Genomic DNA, 16,110 nt, shown 5'->3' on the forward strand with positions numbered 1-16,110 from the left:
TTTTAATGTAAATTTTACTTTTAGAAAGGTTTTGTAAGCGGTATGTCTGGTGACGTCAGTTTCAGGGGTAATGTACTGACGATGGATAACAATTTCCGAATGATATCATCGCTTTATACTGATGATATTACGGCTGAAAAGAAGGGGGTAAAACGCTAAGTATATTGATATTGCTTGAGATTCATAAAAAATGAGAATAAGCGTTCCTGAATGGATTAGACACCCATGTCCGTTGTATTCAATTTGTCCTTTTGTCTGGTTTTGTCAATGTCAAGAGGGTGTTTAACCCCATTCTCCACGCAGTTGATTAATAATGGGTAGACGTGATTAAGATTGTCCTGAAGTGTGAAAACGCGACTTCATAAAAGATGAGGGATGTGATTCTACCACAATCGTAAAGCGCTGCAGGCCGCGGTATTACAGGGGTTAAGAGAAAATATCACTTCACTGAAGCTGCAGTGATATACTATAAAATAAGAATTTTCGCCAATCCATGAGATATACAGCCTTAATTTTATCAGTCACATTAATCCGAATGAAGAGGGTGTCATGATTATACGTGCATCATGCGAAGTCATGGATAGTTGAGATTTACTTTGCGTTAACCGGAGAATAACAACCGACCCTATGCATAAGCATTACGTTATTAATAACACCGTCGAATTCCATCCTGCGGCCAGCACGCTACGCGATGTCAACAATCCCGATCGTGTCGTTGTGTTAAATTCACCAGCAGGCCGCTGCCTTCTGTTATTAATCGAAAGGGCAGGCTCCATTGTTACGCAGCAGGAGTTTCTTGATATCGTCTGGCAGCGCCGCGGCATGCTGGTTTCGCCAAATACCTATTATCAGAACATCTCTATCCTGCGCAAAGGGCTTAAGAAGATTGGCTTTGATGCCGATCCTATCGTGACTATCCCTCGAATTGGGCTGACGCTGGCGAGCGATACGCAAATAACCATTAAAGATCCTCCTCCTCATCTGGCGGCGTCGCCAGAGGAGCCACAGGGAATGATGCAGTCCTGCGCCGATCCATTACCGCAACCCCTGTCGCCGCATGAACAGGCGCCAGCAGCGGCTCCGGTGACATCTTCACGCTGGCTTATCGCAATACTGGCTTTTCTGCTCATACTCGCGGGAGTGGGAGTCATCGATCGCACGTCTGCGCGTGATAATCGTTTTGTTGATGACTACCGTTTCGCGGCATCGGTGGGAAGCTGCCATGTTTATCTTGCGAACGATATACAGACCCAAAATGAACGTGCGAAGGCGCTGGCCTACGCGGATCGGTTTAAAGCCGACTGCGAAAGCTATCCCTGGGTGTATATCAGCTGGTATGCCTTGCTTCCGCGCGCGTCCGTTATTCGCTGCGACAGGCCAATGAAAGAACCAAACCGCTGTATCTCTGATTATTTCATTGAGGAACGCTAGCATGCGCCGTTATCGTCATCTACCCTACATTCTCGCTGCGTGCCTGATTATCGCGGGAGCGTTATCGGGTTATTACCTGTGGCAGAGATACGCTCTCCAGCCGTTTTCCTGCCAGGCAAATCTGGTGCAGCACCACCCGGAGGAGACGCTATCGCTCTGGCTGAATTACACCTTCGATGGCAATAGCGGTACGCTGAGCATGAACGGCCGCGCACAAAGCATTCCGAATAAAATTATCGACCGGAAAATATCCTTCCGGGTAGACCGAAAGGACAGTGTCTTTTTACTGACTTCCGATAAACATATGAAATTTCCGGATGATAATGTTGAGGATGAATGGCTGGCAAAATACGAGCCGCAATTTTTTGTGTATGCCGGGAAAAGTATTTATATACGTATAAATGAACAACAGAATGGCAACTATATTTTTACGTTAGGCACATTGCCCACCTATATGTGTCGAGCTTCAAAAAAAGAATGAGATAAACAACAAAATTGTTATAAAGAGCCCCTAATTCATTTATGCTTGATTTAAGGTGAGACAATTACCTTAGAAATATAAAAAGCAGCCAGCGTGTTGCGATAATGTAATTAATATTTAAATTTGGCAAGATGATGAAAACAGTATTTGAACCTTCCGGTGACGGCATAGCCGCGCCGGAAAAACGGCTGCATATAGGGTTGCTATTATGGCCTCACTATTCCCTGCTGGCCGTATCGGGATTAATGGAAGCACTGCGGTATGCAGCAAAAGTACAGGAAACCATATCGTTTAAAATCAGATTGATAAGTGAGTTCCCTGATACCCCAATTACCAGCAACACCGGCGTGAGTATCAGACCGGATTCCGCGCATGCGCCACCCGACGCCTTTAACTATCTCGCGGTGATCGGGGGAAGCCTGCAGCACCTGAATCGCGGTCACGGTGGAGACAGAGAGTATCTGGCGCACGCGCATCACGCGCGAGTCCCGCTGATTGGCATTGGTACCGGCAGCTTTGTGCTGGCGCAGGAAGGGTTTCTCAACGAGCGTCGGGCCTCGGTGCACCCTTATCATCTGGATACGTTTCGACAGTACTTTCCGCAGGTCTATGCCGAGCAGGGCTATGACTTTATTGATGAAGGCGACGTGCTGACCTGCCCGGGAGGGATTTCGACCGTTACGCTGGCCACCGAGCTGATTCGCACCCATGTCGGGCGCGATGCGGCCAGCACAGCCTGCCAGCGCTTGTCTCTTGTACCTAATGATCTGGCCACGCCGCGCCCGGCGAACGTCTCGCTTATCCCCGACTCGCGGCTGCGCCGCGTGGTGATGCTGATTGAGCAGTACCTGACCCGCCCGCTCAGCACGGCCGGACTGGCCAGCGAGGTGGCCCTGAGCGAGCGCCAGCTCAACCGCCTGTTTAACGCTGAGTTTGGTAAAAGCACCCGAGAGTTTATCCGCAGTGCAAGGCTGCGCTATGCCTGCTGGTTGTTAAAAAACTCGCAGCAGAGCGTCACCGACATCGCCCTGCGGATGGGCTTTAGCGACTGCGCCCACTTCATTCGTCATTTCCAGACCGAGTACGGCTGCACGCCCGGCGTCTGGCGCACGTCGCAGACTTAGGTGCACATGTAATTAAAGGGACCCGGTGGGCAGGGACGCAGCACCGCGCTGATGGCATCTGATTTCAGGGTATACATCCCGCCGAAGAACGGATCGACAACCAACCAGCCCGGTACGCCGAGGAAGATAATGTTCCCCAGGGTATACCAGTGGCTTAAGCGGGTTTCCAGCGGCACGATCAGCGAGTAGTACCCCTCCTGTTTTACCGTGAGCGTATATTCACGTTTTCCGAAGTAGCTACCGTCAGATTTTTTAAGGGTGACAGCCTGCGGCGTTGTGCCCGTCTTGATGATTGCACCGCGTTGATCCGAGATGATGAAGAAGGCGTTAGTCGGCTGGCTTTCAATGTTAACCGTCTCTTCGTTACTGCCAACGATGGCCGCGCAGCCGCTGAGCAGTAGCGGTAAAAGCAGCAAAAAGGTGAATTTTTTCATTTAGATCGCTCCTGTATCTTACCAGAGCTAAGCGACACCGTTCGGGTGAAAATTAAGCGCGCTATTTCGTGCTTTCTTCGTAGGGTATTACCTGCCGGCCTGGATAAACTTCCGTTAAAAGCCCAACGGGGACGAGGACATGAACTGGCAGCCATTTCGCGGCAACGCACCGGAAAATATGACCATTTACAGTGCCATATTTCCCGATATCAGCGACCAGTGGCCGATGAGGGACGATACCGTCCGCGAAATCGCTGACATCGCTCGGGCGTTGAAAGCGGAGCCGGCGCTGCGGCCTCCGCTGATTGAGACTGGAGAAGGAGGGCAGACAGTGCTCGTCCCGCAGAACCGCTATTCCGGGCAGGCTTTTCATAACCGTCCTGCCCTGGCCGCATGGCGTACCCGGCTGGTTCCCGGCGCGCTGGCGCTGTTTGCGGTGCAAAACCCGCTGGAAGACCGCCTGCCCGAAGGCACTAAAATGGACAGCGGCAGCCGCCAGTGGTTTATCCACGCCAACGACGCTATTGGCGTACGCTCCCGCGCTAAAGTGCTGAGCGCGCTGGTGGAAAAGTACATCCACAATGCAAGTGAAAACAACTGGATAAGCCTAGCGAGCGGGGCGGCCATCCCGGTGCTGGAGGCGTTGCGTAATGCCAAACTCGATGGCCAGCAGGTGTACCTGACGCTGGTAGACAAAGACGCCGTGGCGCTGAGCTGGGCGGAGACCATGGCGGCGCAGGAAGGGATTAACGTGGGTGAGCAACTGACTCTTCTCAGACGCGACCTGGTCCATACGCTGGTGCGTAACGAGGATTTACTTCTCGAGCTGGGCGAGCATCAGGCCGAACTGGTGGATGCACTGGGGATTTTTGAATACTTCAACGATGCCGATGCGGTGATTTTCCTGCAGCGCGCGCTCCGGCTGGTAAAGCCCGGCGGCGCGGTGATTGTGTCGAATATGCTGACCAGCAGCCCGCAGATTGATTTTGTGCTGCGCTGTATTGGGTGGGAGCATATTTTCCCGCGTACCCTGCAGCAGCTGCAGGATATTCACATCGCGGCGGGCGTGCCGGTCGAAAATGTTACCGTGGTGGTGCCGAGGGATGGGGTGTACGCGGTGATGGAGGTTAGGGTTTAGAACAGTCGGTTCCCTCTCCCTTGAGGGAGAGGGTTAGGGTGAGGGGGGGAACAGGCCGCAAAGATTGACTTGAAATGAATTTGTTTTCCTAACATGATCTCTTCCATGAAAATAGAAAACGCAGTCCCCTCACACTTCGAACGTCTTGTCGCGATCTGGGAATCCTCCGTTCGCGCCACTCACCACTTTTTACAGGAAAGCGATATCGCGGCGCTGCGCCCGCTGTTGCTCAACGCCTATTTACCCAATCTCAAGGTTGTGATTGCTCGCGATGACGCTGGCATTATTCACGGCTTTTTAGGCGTCGATGAAAACCGCATTGAAATGCTGTTTGTTGACGACGCGAGCCGCGGGAAGGGCGTGGGAAAATTACTGCTGAATTATGCCGTTGATCATTTTGGCGCGAATGAAGTGGATGTGAACGAGCAGAACCCGCAGGGCGTGGCATTTTATCGCCATATGGGGTTTGAGCAGGTCGGGCGCTCGGAACTGGACGGGCAGGGGAATCCGTTTCCGCTGCTGCATATGCGGTTGGATGGGCAGGTTTAACTCCCTCTCCCTCTGGAGAGGGCGTCTACAAGCTAGTTACTGGTAATTTGCCCGATGATGACGCCACGCAATTTTTCGCCATCGAAGTAATAAGAGACCGTATTGCTCTGGATGAATCCATTCTGTACTGGCGTCTCCTGATAAAAAAGCATCGCTTTCTTTTTGGCGATCTCTTTCTTGCCGAACAGCTCAACTAAATTCCCGTGAGTAGCATTCAACAATGGAACATTAGCGACTGAGACTCTGACAGGTTCCGTTGTTTTAGCACACTCGTTATGGATGCCATCTTTGGATATAACTAGCGCAGTTAGCAACCCAGCACCCATTTCGTTATCAGAAATGAACCAGTAATTCGTGTCATCGTCGTCATGAAGGCAGACCCAGCGTGCGGAACTGTCTTTGTTAACTGATGCACTGGTAATATCTGACAGCAGAGACACTTCCATTAGAATGGTTTTCTGGCCGATGGTAATGGTCGGAGATATGGGCACTGTTGTGGGTTCTTCCGGCGTTTTTCCGTCATCCTGATAATATCTTGCTGCGAAGCCAGACATTTGGGCTGCTGATGTATCTTGAACCAGGAATAGAAGTGCAGCCAAAATTATCAGTACTTTCATTTTAGATATCCTAATAAGTAGCACGGTTATTCCATTCGTCAGTGTAGGCAATGTTCCCATCGCAATGTTTCCATGTAATCTTCTCGTAACGGAGTTGAATATCTTCGAGATGGGTGCTTGTTAAGCCGGTGGGATGCAACAGGGGTGATATAGAGGTGATCTTTACGTTCTCCATTATCATATTGAAATACTCACTCTCAACGCCCTGGTCAAGAATTCGATACATTTTCAATTCTGCTTTTTTTAATGTTCTTCCTTCACACATAGCACGATATAAAACAGGCGTTGCAGCATCAAATTCCTTATGCAAATTTAAGGGGGAATGAACTCTCGTGCCTGTCAAACGACCAGTATTCGAACTCTCCGGGATCCATACCTGATGGATAACTGAACGGATTTCAAATGATCCTAATCTCGCTGGTAGTAAGGATGGACCAACGATGGGCGAACCATTTTCATCAAATAACCACAGATGTGCGGGAATTGACATAATTTACTCCTGTTAAATAGTAATTATCTTTTTTTACGTAAAAGGATATAGAGGCCTACAATAACTACAATTGACCATATTGCATTCATTGCAATTTTTGCGGGCAGCCAGGTTACGGCAAATAGTGCAAATATTATGACGAATAAAAGTGGAATTGCGCCTCTCAGGACGAATATGAGTTGGCCTTTTAACCAGTCTTTAATAGCTTTAATTATCCCTGTATCATCCCTGTATCATCCTTGAAATCGCATATGCAATATCGCTGTCTGAAGCATAAGCTTGGTTAAGTATGGGGGACCTCATTATTATGGGCTCAATCAAGAAAAACATCATTTCAAGTTCTTCCTGATAAAGGAGATTATAGTAATAAGCATTATAGTTTTTTAGATGGTTGGCGCTTCTGGATGCCTGCTCAACGATGCCATAAACTTTTAAACCAAGGACAGCATAAGTAGAAAACGATGTGATCTTTTCTTTCATCCAAATGTTGGTATGAACACTACTACAAATTGCAATAGTTGCCGAAAATATAAAAGCCTGACTGGAGAGCAGCGATGATGAAATTGATACGCCCAAATTCATAAGATTTCGTTGTATGTTATGTATTCTTTTTTCACTCTTGTTGCCTAGTAAGCTTTTAATATAAATATAGAGCATCTTATAGATAACGTCTCTGTGTTTTATTAACTGGACGATACCTGTCAAAAATCTTGAGTCTTCTACGCGTAACTGTAAACATACATCCTGGTAATTTTCAGTAAAGCACGAAAGCTGATAGCTTAATCGCGTTGCCCCATCATCTAACAGTTGCGCTTGCTTTAACACTTCATCTTTTACGCCTGTTAAGGCGTGCTCTAACTTTAAAGCCAATATTTTATGTGCATCTATTGATGTTATTAATGAGTCGCTATAATACATATTGCACCCTTTAACAGTAACCATAGGCGCAAGTTTCTATTAATAGTGACGTTCTGCTGTGATGCATATCGCAATAGTTATCTTCAATAAAAAATACAGAGATTTTAACCTTTGAATTATATTTATCGTGAATAATTGTTGGCTATCAATTGAGATACTGTATGAGAGCGAGAATGAGAGCGTTAGATCTATTGTATATTGGTTTAATAGCCGTATGGCCGGTAAAGGCGAAACTGGGTGCCACGAGCTGAGCGTAACTACGAGTGTTGCTTTGAGATTGTAGCGATCTCTCAGTGCAAATCTGATGTCTCCTTTCCTGGCCAACTATCCGGAATTTCCGGATAGTTGAATGCTGCTCAATTTCGCCATCAGAGATTCTATTTATGAGATGCTAATTGATGGTTCGAACAGGGAGATTGGGTTGCGACTTTCTTTGCATGTCGTCTCCCCAGCTACATCGCCTAACGCGGCTGGCTGATTGTATTTGAATTTGCGAGGCGCTTTCCAGGATGCTGAGTTTGAATCGCTGCAAGCGCGTCCTCTATCTCAGTAAGCTTGGCCTTCGTCCGTTTATAATCATCCTGCAACCGCTGCTCCTGCTCGTTATATGCCATCAGTACGATGCAACCCTTCATCACCTTTACCGTGACCTGATGTCCGGTATCAAAACCCGCCGCGCGCAGCCACTTGCCGAACTGAATGATATGGGGCGTGGATTTGTCGAAAACATTCGGGCGCTATCCCACAATTAACGAACGCTCGGTTCCGGATTGGTCGGTGTCTGGGGTAGAATGCGAATCAGCCATAATCAACTCCTTGATAGTTGGTGAGGTTAGACGTTCCGGCTGTGTTCCCGCACATCGGAGTGTTGCGAATACAGGAGGTTTAGGTGGTCTACTATAGCTGCATAGCTTTCTTCATTACTAAATTTTTCTGGATAGTAAACTTGGTTTTTTAAATGAGTTTTATCGAACTCATATCCTAAATATAAAGCTATATTATTCAGAAGGTCGATATGAAGTTTTTTTTGCTCAACTTCCCAACTCTCATATTTTTCGGATGTCCAACGTCGTGTGGCTAAAAAAATCAAGGTAGGACTTCCAGACCAAGCGAATGGCTAATTCTTTATTATTGTTTTTACCTGAAAATATTACGTCGATTGAGTTTTAAGCTTCGGCATGGCGAATATTTGTTGGCGTAGCTCGAGTAGCCATTAAAGTTAAAAAAGACTTTATTGGGCGGAACTAATTTCAAGCTTACTATCAAGATATCTTGTCGCTTGAATAGCAATCAGAGGTACTATTAATGTTGATATTACGGCTAAGATATCTTTGCTAAATAACTAATAGTGATGTTTTCAGACTGCATTTTTAATTACCCACTCTATTAAACATTAATGTGTTTTCTAATTAAGATTCGAAGAACAAGAGATATTAATTTCATTAACAAAGAATGGATTATAAGAGAATTTACAACTTCTGTGTAACTATGTATAAATTTTTGGCGGAAGATCACAGGAGTCGAACCTGCCCGGGAACGCTGGCGTCCCCAACTGGATTTGAAATCCAGCCACCTCACCGGAGATGACGATCTTCCGCGCCTCGATTGCTACATGGAGGCGGGGCGCATTATAGCTACTTTCAGGCATTTACCACATACCCCTACACACTTTTTTCACATCTCTTTTGACCTTACCCCCCCTGTTTCAGTTAATTCCTAAGAAAATCCTCAGGTTAGCATTTCGTGCTCGCCGACTTTTACCGCGATCACAAAAAAGAAGAAACGTAATCTGCTAACCAGAAAACGCAATACCCGCCCATGAAACAATGGTTTAAAACCAATGTAACCGGTCTCAACGCCCCCTACAGCGTGAAGGATATAAAAAAGATGAGCGAAGTATTGTCAGTAAAAGAGAAGATTGGCTACGGAATGGGTGACGCCGCCAGCCACATCATTTTTGATAACGTCATGTTGTACATGATGTTTTTCTACACCGATATTTTTGGCATTCCCGCCGGGTTTGTCGGCACCATGTTCCTGCTTGCCCGCGCGCTGGACGCAATCTCCGACCCGTGCATGGGGCTGATTGCCGACCGCACCCGCAGCCGCTGGGGCAAGTTCCGCCCGTGGATCCTGTTCGGCGCCATCCCGTTCGGCATCGTCTGCGTGCTGGCCTACACCACGCCGGACCTCAGCCTTAATGGCAAGATGATTTACGCCGCCGTTACCTACACGCTGCTGACCCTGCTCTATACCGTGGTCAACATCCCGTACTGCGCGCTCGGCGGCGTGATCACCAACGACCCGACGCAGCGTATCTCCCTTCAATCCTGGCGCTTTGTGCTGGCGACGGCGGGCGGCATGCTCTCCACGGTGCTGATGATGCCGCTGGTGAAGCTGATTGGCGGCGACGATAAGGCGTTCGGCTTCCAGGGCGGGATCGCGGTGCTGTCGGTGGTCGCGTTCCTGATGCTGGCGTTCTGCTTCTTCACCACCAAAGAGCGCATCCAGGTGCCGCCGAGCACCACCTCCATGCGGGAAGACCTGCGCGACATCTGGCACAACGACCAGTGGCGCATCGTCGGCGTGCTCACCATCCTCAACATCCTCGCCGTCTGCGTGCGCGGCGGGGCGATGATGTACTACTGCACCTGGATCATGGGCTCGCCGGAGGTGTTCGTCGCCTTCCTCACCACCTACTGCGTCGGCAACCTGATTGGCTCCGCGCTGGCGAAACCGCTCACCGACTGGAAGTGCAAGGTCAGCATCTTCTGGTGGACCAACGCCGCGCTGGCGGTGGTCAACGTGGCGATGTTCTTCGTCCCGATGCATGCCACCGTGCTGATGTTCGCCTTTATCTTCGTTATCGGCGTGCTGCACCAGCTGGTGACGCCGATTCAGTGGGTAATGATGTCCGATACCGTCGACTACGGCGAATGGACCAACGGCAAGCGCCTGACCGGCATCAGCTTTGCGGGCACGCTGTTCGTGCTGAAGCTCGGACTGGCGCTGGGCGGGGCGATGATCGGCTGGATGCTGGCAGGCGGCGGCTACGACGCGGCAGCCAAAACCCAGAACAGCGCGACCATTAGCATCATTATCGGCCTGTTTACCCTGGCCCCGGCGGTCTGCTACGTGCTGAGCGCCATTATCGCCAAACGCTACTACACGCTGAAAACCCCCTTCCTGACCAAAATCATGGGCGAGCTGGCGCAGGGCGCGCGCCGCAATCAGCAGGAGTTTGAGACCCTGCCGGTCAGCAAAGAATTACAGAACTAAGAGGACGAGAGTATGAAAATCAGTGATGGAAACTGGCTCATTCAGCCGGGCCTGAACGTGACGTATCCGGTGCAGGTGTTCGACGTGGAGCAGCAGGGCAATGACCTTGTGGTGTTTGTTGCGCCGCGCGACGTGCGCGAACGCACCTGGCAGCTCGACACGTTGATGTTTACGGTTCGCCTGTTTGCCCCGCAGGAAGGGATTGTCGGGGTACGTATCGAGCACTTCCAGGGCGCGCTGAACAATGGCCCGCACTATCCGCTGAACGTTCTGAAAGACGTGAAGGTTGAGAGTGAAAACAACGCGGAATATGCCGAGCTGAAAAGCGGCAACGTCAGCGTACGCGTTACGAAAGGTGAGTTCTGGGCGCTGGACTTCCTGCGCAACGGGCAGCGGATTACCGGCAGCCAGCTTAAAAACAACGGCTACGTGCAGGACACCAATACGGACCGGAACTATATCTTCGAACGTCTGGATCTCGGCGTGGGTGAAACGGTCTACGGCCTCGGCGAGCGTTTTACCTCCCTGGTGCGCAACGGCCAGACGGTCGAAACCTGGAACCGCGACGGCGGCACCAGCACCGAGCAGTCCTACAAAAACATTCCGTTCTACCTGACCAACCGCGGCTACGGCGTGCTGGTGAATCATCCTGAGAACGTCTCGTTTGAAGTTGGCTCCGAGAAGGTCTCCAAAGTGCAGTTCAGCGTGGAGGGCGAGTATCTGGAGTACTTCGTGATCGACGGCCCGACGCCGAAAGAGGTGTTGAACCGCTACATGCAGTTCACCGGGCGTCCGGCGCTGCCGCCTGCGTGGTCGTTCGGCCTGTGGCTGACCACCTCGTTCACCACCAACTACGACGAAGCCACGGTCAACAGCTTTATCGACGGCATGGCCGAGCGCGACCTGCCGCTGCACGTCTTCCACTTCGACTGCTTCTGGATGAAGGCCTTCCAGTGGTGCGATTTCGAGTGGGACCCGGTGACCTTCCCGGATCCGGAAGGGATGATCCGCCGCCTGAAAGAGAGAGGGCTGAAGGTCTGCGTATGGATTAACCCGTACATCGGCCAGAAGTCGCCGATCTTCCGGGAGCTGAAAGAGAAGGGCTACCTGCTCAAGCGCCCGGACGGCACCCTGTGGCAGTGGGACAAATGGCAGCCGGGGCTGGCGATATACGACTTCACCAATCCGCAAGCGTGCCGGTGGTACGCCGACAAACTGAAAGGCCTGGTGGACATCGGCGTCGACTGCTTCAAGACCGACTTCGGCGAGCGTATCCCGACCGACGTGCAGTGGTTCGACGGGTCCGATCCGCAGAAGATGCATAACCACTATTCCTATATCTACAACGAGCTGGTGTGGAACGTGCTGAAAGAGACGGTGGGGGAAGAAGAGGCGGTGCTGTTTGCCCGCTCTGCGTCCGTCGGTGCGCAGCAGTTCCCGGTTCACTGGGGCGGCGACTGCTACGCCAACTATGAATCGATGGCGGAAAGCCTGCGCGGCGGGCTGTCGATTGGCCTGTCCGGGTTCGGGTTCTGGAGCCACGATATCGGCGGGTTTGAAAATACTGCCCCGGCGCACGTCTACAAGCGCTGGTGCGCGTTCGGGCTGTTCTCCAGCCACAGCCGCCTGCACGGCAGCAAATCCTACCGCGTGCCGTGGGCGTACGATGACGAGTCCTGCGACGTGGTGCGCCACTTCACCCAGTTGAAATGCCGGATGATGCCGTACCTGTATCGCCAGGCGGCGCTGGCCCGCGAGTTCGGCACGCCGATGCTGCGCGCGATGATGCTGGAGTTCCCGGACGATCCGGCGTGCGATTACCTCGACCGCCAGTACATGCTGGGGGATTCGGTGATGGTGGCGCCGGTGTTCTCCGAGGCGGGCGACGTGCAGTTCTACCTGCCGGAAGGCCGCTGGACGCATCTGTGGCATAACGACGAAATTCAGGGCAGCCGCTGGCATAAACAGCAGCATGATTTCCAGAGCCTGCCGGTTTATGTGCGCGATAACACCCTGCTGGCGCTGGGTAACAATAACCAGAAGCCGGACTACGCGTGGAACGAGGAGACCGCCTTCCAGCTGTTTAACCTGGCCGATGGTGCAACGGCGGTCAGCGAAGTGCCTGCGGCTGACGGCTCCGTGGCATTTACGCTGAAGGCGTCACGTCAGGGCGACATCGTGACCTTCACCGGCGCGGGAGACGCGCAAAACTGGTCGGTGTGCTTGCGTAACGTGCAGAAGGTGAGCGGCGTGAAGGGCGGTTCACACGCGGGCAGCGAGTGGGGCGTGGTGGTGAAAGCGGAGGGGAATGAGGTGGTGGTTCACTTCTGAACTGAAAAAATGCCCGGTGGCGTTTCGCTTACCGGGCCTACAGGGGATCGTAGGCCGGGTAAGGCGAAGCCGCCACCCGGCTATTTACTGTGCCGGAGCCACCGCCGACACCGTCCCGCCCGTCATCGTCTGCTGCACCTGCTGTTTATTCATATTCACCGCGCTCAGCTTGCCGTTTACCGTTGGCTTCAACGGGGCGCTGGCCTGCACGCTGCCGCTGGCGGTGAGCTGAATATTGCCGTCGCCCGTAATCGGCAGCGCTGGCCAGCCCCACTGTTGTAAAACGTTAAGCGGCACGCCGCGCCCGTTCAGGCTCACGGTGGTTTGTCGCTGTGGAAGCTGGGAGACGGTTCCCGTGGCTTCAAGGATCCCTTTTTCGGTAAAGGCGCTCAGCTCGGTAATGTTAACCGTTGCGGCATTGGCGTTCAGCGCCAGCGAGGGACGTCGAACGTCTACGCGGTTAAAGGTTGCCGCCGCACCGTTCAATGTTGCGTTGCCGCCCCAGATACCCCACTGGCGATCTTTCGCCAACTGCAGGTTTGCGCCATAGCCGTCCAGGGAGGTGATCTGCCACGGGAAGACGGGATCGATGTCGATCACCAGGTTGCGGCTCAGGCCGAATTTTTTCAGGGTGACGCTGTTCAGCCATTCCGGCAGTTGATCCATCCACAGCCTTTTCCAGCTGTCAGGCAACGTGTATTCCAGACCGGCAATGGCGGCATCGTCCAGCACCAGGGCCTTACCGTCACGCAGCCAGTTACCGGAGGTGCGCACCATGCCGCCTTCCCAGCGGGAGGTAAACTGGCGCAGCGCGATACCCTGAGGAGAAAATTCCGCATTCAGGATCGGGTCAAACAGATGCAGCGAACCGTAGATAAACTCGCTCGCGTTCATGGACAAACGCCCCTCCTGGCTTTGCCAGTCGCCTTTGCTCAGCGTCAGGTTGCGCAGGCTCAAATCAAGGTCCGTCACCGCCCAGTCGGGTCCCTGCAGGCGGGCGTCGGTCACTTCCAGACGTCCAATTTGCAGAGAAGGAAGCGTGGTGATCGGGGCGAAAAAATCCATCAGCGATTTATCGCTCTGCAGGCGGATATCATTCAAACGCATGGAATCTATTATCCAGCTGCCGTCGGCATTGCGCAGGGCGGAGCCGGTGAGCGAGCCGCGCGCCATGTCGGCGCCGATGGTATTGAGCACCACCTCTTTGCCGTTGAGCTGGCCCTGGATCAGGACGTTGCTGGCCGGTACGCCGTTGAGGGTGAGCGAGCCTGCGCTCATCTGGATTTGCGCGTTTTTACCCAGCACGTTGCCCGCTTCCGGCTGCCACGGGCTGACGCCGCCGGTGACCTTTTGCGCGCTGAGATCCCATTCGGTGTTCGGGCTGTTAAACGCCATGTTGTTCAGCTGCAGGCGGTCGGCCTGGAAAGGCAGCGGCGCGGTCTGCGGAGAGAGATTTAGCGTGCCATCGAACAGGGTGATGGTGTCCATGTGCAGCGGATCGGTGACCTGACGGCTGCTTAAACCTATATCGACTTTTTTGGCGACCAGCGTGGCGGGTTTGCCGTCACGACCAAAGGTGACGTTTTCCAGAATGATGTGGGAAGGCGATGAAAAGCGGTGATCCATCAGGTCGAAATTCAGTTCGTAATCGGTATTTACCGTAACCCAACTGCTGACCTGTGACGCACCCCAGCGGGTCTGGAGCAGGAAATAAAACGCCAGTGCCACAATGAGCAGGGCGATAAGAAGATAGACGAGCAGCTTTCCAATAAATTTCATGGTCTTCCATCCCGTGAAACGCACATAAAGGAGTTATGCACGATTTATGCGCAATCCTCAAGGCGGGAATGGTGTAAAGAGATGTCACGGCGGGCATTGACTGCCCGCCTTGAAGGGGATCAGTTCTTTTCTGGCGGGAAAACGAGGTTCAGCACGATAGCAGTAATACCGCCAGCCGCGATGCCGGAAGAGAGCAGGTTTTTCACCCAGTCCGGCGCAAACTGCAGGATCAGCGGCTGCTGAGACACGCCCAGACCGACGGCCAGCGACAGCGCGATAATCATGATCGCGCGGCGGTTAAGCGGCTCGCGGGAGACGATACGCACGCCGGAGGCCGCGATGGTGCCGAACATGACCAGCGTCGCGCCGCCGAGAACCGGCTCAGGAATGTGTTGCACAAAGCCGCTCACCGCCGGGAACAGGCCGAGGACAATCAGCATCAGCGCCACCACAAAGCCAACGTAACGGCTGGCAACGCCGGTGAGCTGGATCACGCCGTTGTTCTGGCCAAAGCAGGAGTTCGGGAAGGTGTTGAACACGGCGGAAACAAACGAGTTCAGACCGTTCGCCAGCACGCCGCCTTTCAGACGCTTCATATACAGCGGGCCAGACACCGGCTGTTCAGAGACGTCAGAGGTTGCGGTGATATCGCCGATGGTTTCCAGAGAGGTGATCATAAAGACCAGCATCAGCGGCAGCAGAAGGTTCCAGTCAATGCCCAGGCCGTAATAAAGCGGCGTTGGGATAGTGATTAGCGCGGCATTCGTCGGTGCGGTATTTTGCGGCAGCATATCCAGCGCCCAGGCCATCAGGTAACCGGCCGCCATCGCGATAACCAGCGAGGCCACGCGCAGGTAAGGGTTACGCTGACGGTTAAGCAGAATGATGATCGCCAACACCACGCCTGCCAGCAGCAGGTTTTTCGGTGCGCCGAAGGTGTGGTCGCTCATTGCCGCATAGCCACCGCCGATGGAGGTCAGACCCACCTGAATCAGCGACAGGCCGATTATCATCACCACCACGCCGGAGACCAGCGGGGTGATGACGCGGCGCGCCAGGTGCAGAACGCGGGAAATCACCATCTCTGTACAGCTGGCCAGCATGAGCGTGCCGAAGAGTGCCGCCATCATGGTCGGGACGTCCGCGCCGCCGGTTTTGAGCGCCGTGCCGCCCATGATCAGCGGGGCGACAAAGTTAAAACTGGTACCCTGAATCGACAGCAATCCAGACCCTACCGGACCCCAGGCTTTAATTTGAATAATAGAGGCGACGCCGGAGGCAAAGAGGGACATGCTGATGATGTGCTGAGTGTCCTGCGCCGGTAACCCGAGCGCCTGGCAGATCAGCAGCGCTGGCGTTATCACCGCAACAAACATCGCCAGAAGGTGCTGACAGGCAGCGAACAGCGTCTGCGGCAGCGGCGGACGATCTTCAAGGCGGTAAATTAATTCGCTATTATGCTTCTGCGCAACCGGTTGCGCATCAGGAGACTCTACGGTGTTAACGGACATCGGCGGCAATCCCAGGGTGAAAAGCGGG

The 16,110-nt window shown here is 52.8% G+C and carries 14 protein-coding genes, 1 tRNA gene and 1 pseudogene; 7 read left to right on the plus strand and 9 right to left on the minus strand.

The genetic code is table 11. The features are described from left to right. Window positions 1–627 precede the first annotated feature (627 nt). From D5067_RS00455 to D5067_RS00465, 3 genes are all read left to right on the plus strand, one after another. The gene (locus D5067_RS00455; protein ID WP_119936389.1) at window positions 628–1,431 is read left to right on the plus strand and encodes a winged helix-turn-helix domain-containing protein; all 804 of its coding nucleotides are present in this window, start codon (window positions 628–630) and stop codon (window positions 1,429–1,431) included. A gap of 1 nt (window position 1,432) precedes the next feature. Further along, window positions 1,433–1,912, plus strand: coding sequence for a YqeJ family protein (locus D5067_RS00460; protein ID WP_119936388.1), 480 nt, complete (start codon window positions 1,433–1,435; stop codon window positions 1,910–1,912). Window positions 1,913–2,157: 245 nt separating this feature from the next. Then, window positions 2,158–3,036: a GlxA family transcriptional regulator gene (locus tag D5067_RS00465; RefSeq protein ID WP_233606898.1), complete on the plus strand. Its 879-nt coding sequence runs from the start codon at window positions 2,158–2,160 to the stop codon at window positions 3,034–3,036. Here D5067_RS00465 and D5067_RS00470 read toward each other — a convergent pair. Further along, window positions 3,033–3,470, minus strand: coding sequence for a hypothetical protein (locus tag D5067_RS00470; protein WP_119936387.1), 438 nt, complete (start codon window positions 3,468–3,470; stop codon window positions 3,033–3,035). The genes D5067_RS00465 and D5067_RS00470 overlap by 4 nt on opposite strands. A 139-nt stretch (window positions 3,471–3,609) precedes the next feature. Between D5067_RS00470 and D5067_RS00475 the strand changes: the two genes are divergently transcribed. Together D5067_RS00475 and D5067_RS00480 are read left to right on the plus strand one after the other, a co-directional pair. Beyond that, complete coding sequence (locus tag D5067_RS00475; protein WP_119936386.1) at window positions 3,610–4,608, plus strand: class I SAM-dependent methyltransferase; 999 nt, start codon at window positions 3,610–3,612, stop codon at window positions 4,606–4,608. A 105-nt stretch (window positions 4,609–4,713) separates the two neighbouring features. Then, window positions 4,714–5,157 (plus strand): acetyltransferase, encoded by a 444-nt coding sequence (locus tag D5067_RS00480; protein ID WP_119936385.1) that lies wholly within the window; start codon window positions 4,714–4,716, stop codon window positions 5,155–5,157. A gap of 32 nt (window positions 5,158–5,189) precedes the next feature. Here D5067_RS00480 and D5067_RS00485 read toward each other — a convergent pair whose 3' ends face one another. The 6 genes and pseudogenes from D5067_RS00485 to D5067_RS00505 form a co-directional block, all read right to left on the minus strand. Continuing rightward, window positions 5,190–5,774, minus strand: coding sequence for a hypothetical protein (locus D5067_RS00485; protein ID WP_235843286.1), 585 nt, complete (start codon window positions 5,772–5,774; stop codon window positions 5,190–5,192). A 10-nt stretch (window positions 5,775–5,784) separates the two neighbouring features. Then, a complete protein-coding gene (locus D5067_RS00490; RefSeq protein WP_119936384.1) occupies window positions 5,785–6,264 on the minus strand; it encodes an Hcp family type VI secretion system effector in 480 nt (159 codons plus the stop codon). Between the two features lie 222 nt (window positions 6,265–6,486). Next, window positions 6,487–7,182, minus strand: a complete 696-nt coding sequence (locus tag D5067_RS00495; RefSeq protein WP_119936383.1) for a hypothetical protein — start codon at window positions 7,180–7,182, stop codon at window positions 6,487–6,489. A gap of 461 nt (window positions 7,183–7,643) precedes the next feature. Next, window positions 7,644–7,988 (minus strand): annotated as a pseudogene (locus D5067_RS00500) (SymE family type I addiction module toxin). Between the two features lie 26 nt (window positions 7,989–8,014). Next, window positions 8,015–8,272 (minus strand): DUF6680 family protein, encoded by a 258-nt coding sequence (locus tag D5067_RS24120; protein WP_374208556.1) that lies wholly within the window; start codon window positions 8,270–8,272, stop codon window positions 8,015–8,017. A 411-nt stretch (window positions 8,273–8,683) separates the two neighbouring features. After that, window positions 8,684–8,778 (minus strand) — tRNA-Sec (locus D5067_RS00505). 291 nt (window positions 8,779–9,069) lie between these two features. On the opposite strand from D5067_RS00505, the gene D5067_RS00510 reads away from it, so the two are divergent. Then, window positions 9,070–10,461 carry a glycoside-pentoside-hexuronide family transporter gene (locus D5067_RS00510; RefSeq protein ID WP_119936509.1) on the plus strand — a complete coding sequence of 464 codons (1,392 nt, stop codon included), beginning with the start codon at window positions 9,070–9,072 and terminating at the stop codon, window positions 10,459–10,461. A gap of 12 nt (window positions 10,462–10,473) precedes the next feature. Beyond that, on the plus strand, window positions 10,474–12,792 hold the full coding sequence (yicI, locus tag D5067_RS00515; protein WP_119936382.1) for an alpha-xylosidase: 2,319 nt from the start codon (window positions 10,474–10,476) through the stop codon (window positions 12,790–12,792). Between the two features lie 84 nt (window positions 12,793–12,876). Here the strand turns inward: yicI and D5067_RS00520 are convergent, their stop codons facing one another. Together D5067_RS00520 and D5067_RS00525 are read right to left on the minus strand one after the other, a co-directional pair. After that, complete coding sequence (locus D5067_RS00520; RefSeq protein ID WP_119936381.1) at window positions 12,877–14,571, minus strand: AsmA family protein; 1,695 nt, start codon at window positions 14,569–14,571, stop codon at window positions 12,877–12,879. A 119-nt stretch (window positions 14,572–14,690) separates the two neighbouring features. Beyond that, window positions 14,691–16,082 carry a nucleobase:cation symporter-2 family protein gene (locus D5067_RS00525; RefSeq protein WP_119936380.1) on the minus strand — a complete coding sequence of 464 codons (1,392 nt, stop codon included), beginning with the start codon at window positions 16,080–16,082 and terminating at the stop codon, window positions 14,691–14,693. Window positions 16,083–16,110 lie beyond the last annotated feature (28 nt).

Origin of the sequence: Enterobacter huaxiensis (assembly GCF_003594935.2) — a bacterium.
GTDB lineage: Bacteria > Pseudomonadota > Gammaproteobacteria > Enterobacterales > Enterobacteriaceae > Enterobacter > Enterobacter huaxiensis.

What these genes read in the sequence shown, in the direction of transcription:
- D5067_RS00455 (WP_119936389.1), top strand. Translation starts at nt 628, where the DNA reads ATGCATAAGCATTACGTTATTAATAACACCGTCGAATTCCATCCTGCG.
- D5067_RS00460 (WP_119936388.1), top strand. Translation starts at nt 1,433, where the DNA reads ATGCGCCGTTATCGTCATCTACCCTACATTCTCGCTGCGTGCCTGATT.
- D5067_RS00465 (WP_233606898.1), top strand. Translation starts at nt 2,158, where the DNA reads ATGGAAGCACTGCGGTATGCAGCAAAAGTACAGGAAACCATATCGTTT.
- D5067_RS00470 (WP_119936387.1), bottom strand. Translation starts at nt 3,470, where the DNA reads ATGAAAAAATTCACCTTTTTGCTGCTTTTACCGCTACTGCTCAGCGGC.
- D5067_RS00475 (WP_119936386.1), top strand. Translation starts at nt 3,610, where the DNA reads ATGAACTGGCAGCCATTTCGCGGCAACGCACCGGAAAATATGACCATT.
- D5067_RS00480 (WP_119936385.1), top strand. Translation starts at nt 4,714, where the DNA reads ATGAAAATAGAAAACGCAGTCCCCTCACACTTCGAACGTCTTGTCGCG.
- D5067_RS00485 (WP_235843286.1), bottom strand. Translation starts at nt 5,774, where the DNA reads ATGAAAGTACTGATAATTTTGGCTGCACTTCTATTCCTGGTTCAAGAT.
- D5067_RS00490 (WP_119936384.1), bottom strand. Translation starts at nt 6,264, where the DNA reads ATGTCAATTCCCGCACATCTGTGGTTATTTGATGAAAATGGTTCGCCC.
- D5067_RS00495 (WP_119936383.1), bottom strand. Translation starts at nt 7,182, where the DNA reads ATGTATTATAGCGACTCATTAATAACATCAATAGATGCACATAAAATA.
- D5067_RS00510 (WP_119936509.1), top strand. Translation starts at nt 9,070, where the DNA reads ATGAGCGAAGTATTGTCAGTAAAAGAGAAGATTGGCTACGGAATGGGT.
- yicI (WP_119936382.1), top strand. Translation starts at nt 10,474, where the DNA reads ATGAAAATCAGTGATGGAAACTGGCTCATTCAGCCGGGCCTGAACGTG.
- D5067_RS00520 (WP_119936381.1), bottom strand. Translation starts at nt 14,571, where the DNA reads ATGAAATTTATTGGAAAGCTGCTCGTCTATCTTCTTATCGCCCTGCTC.
- D5067_RS00525 (WP_119936380.1), bottom strand. Translation starts at nt 16,082, where the DNA reads ATGTCCGTTAACACCGTAGAGTCTCCTGATGCGCAACCGGTTGCGCAG.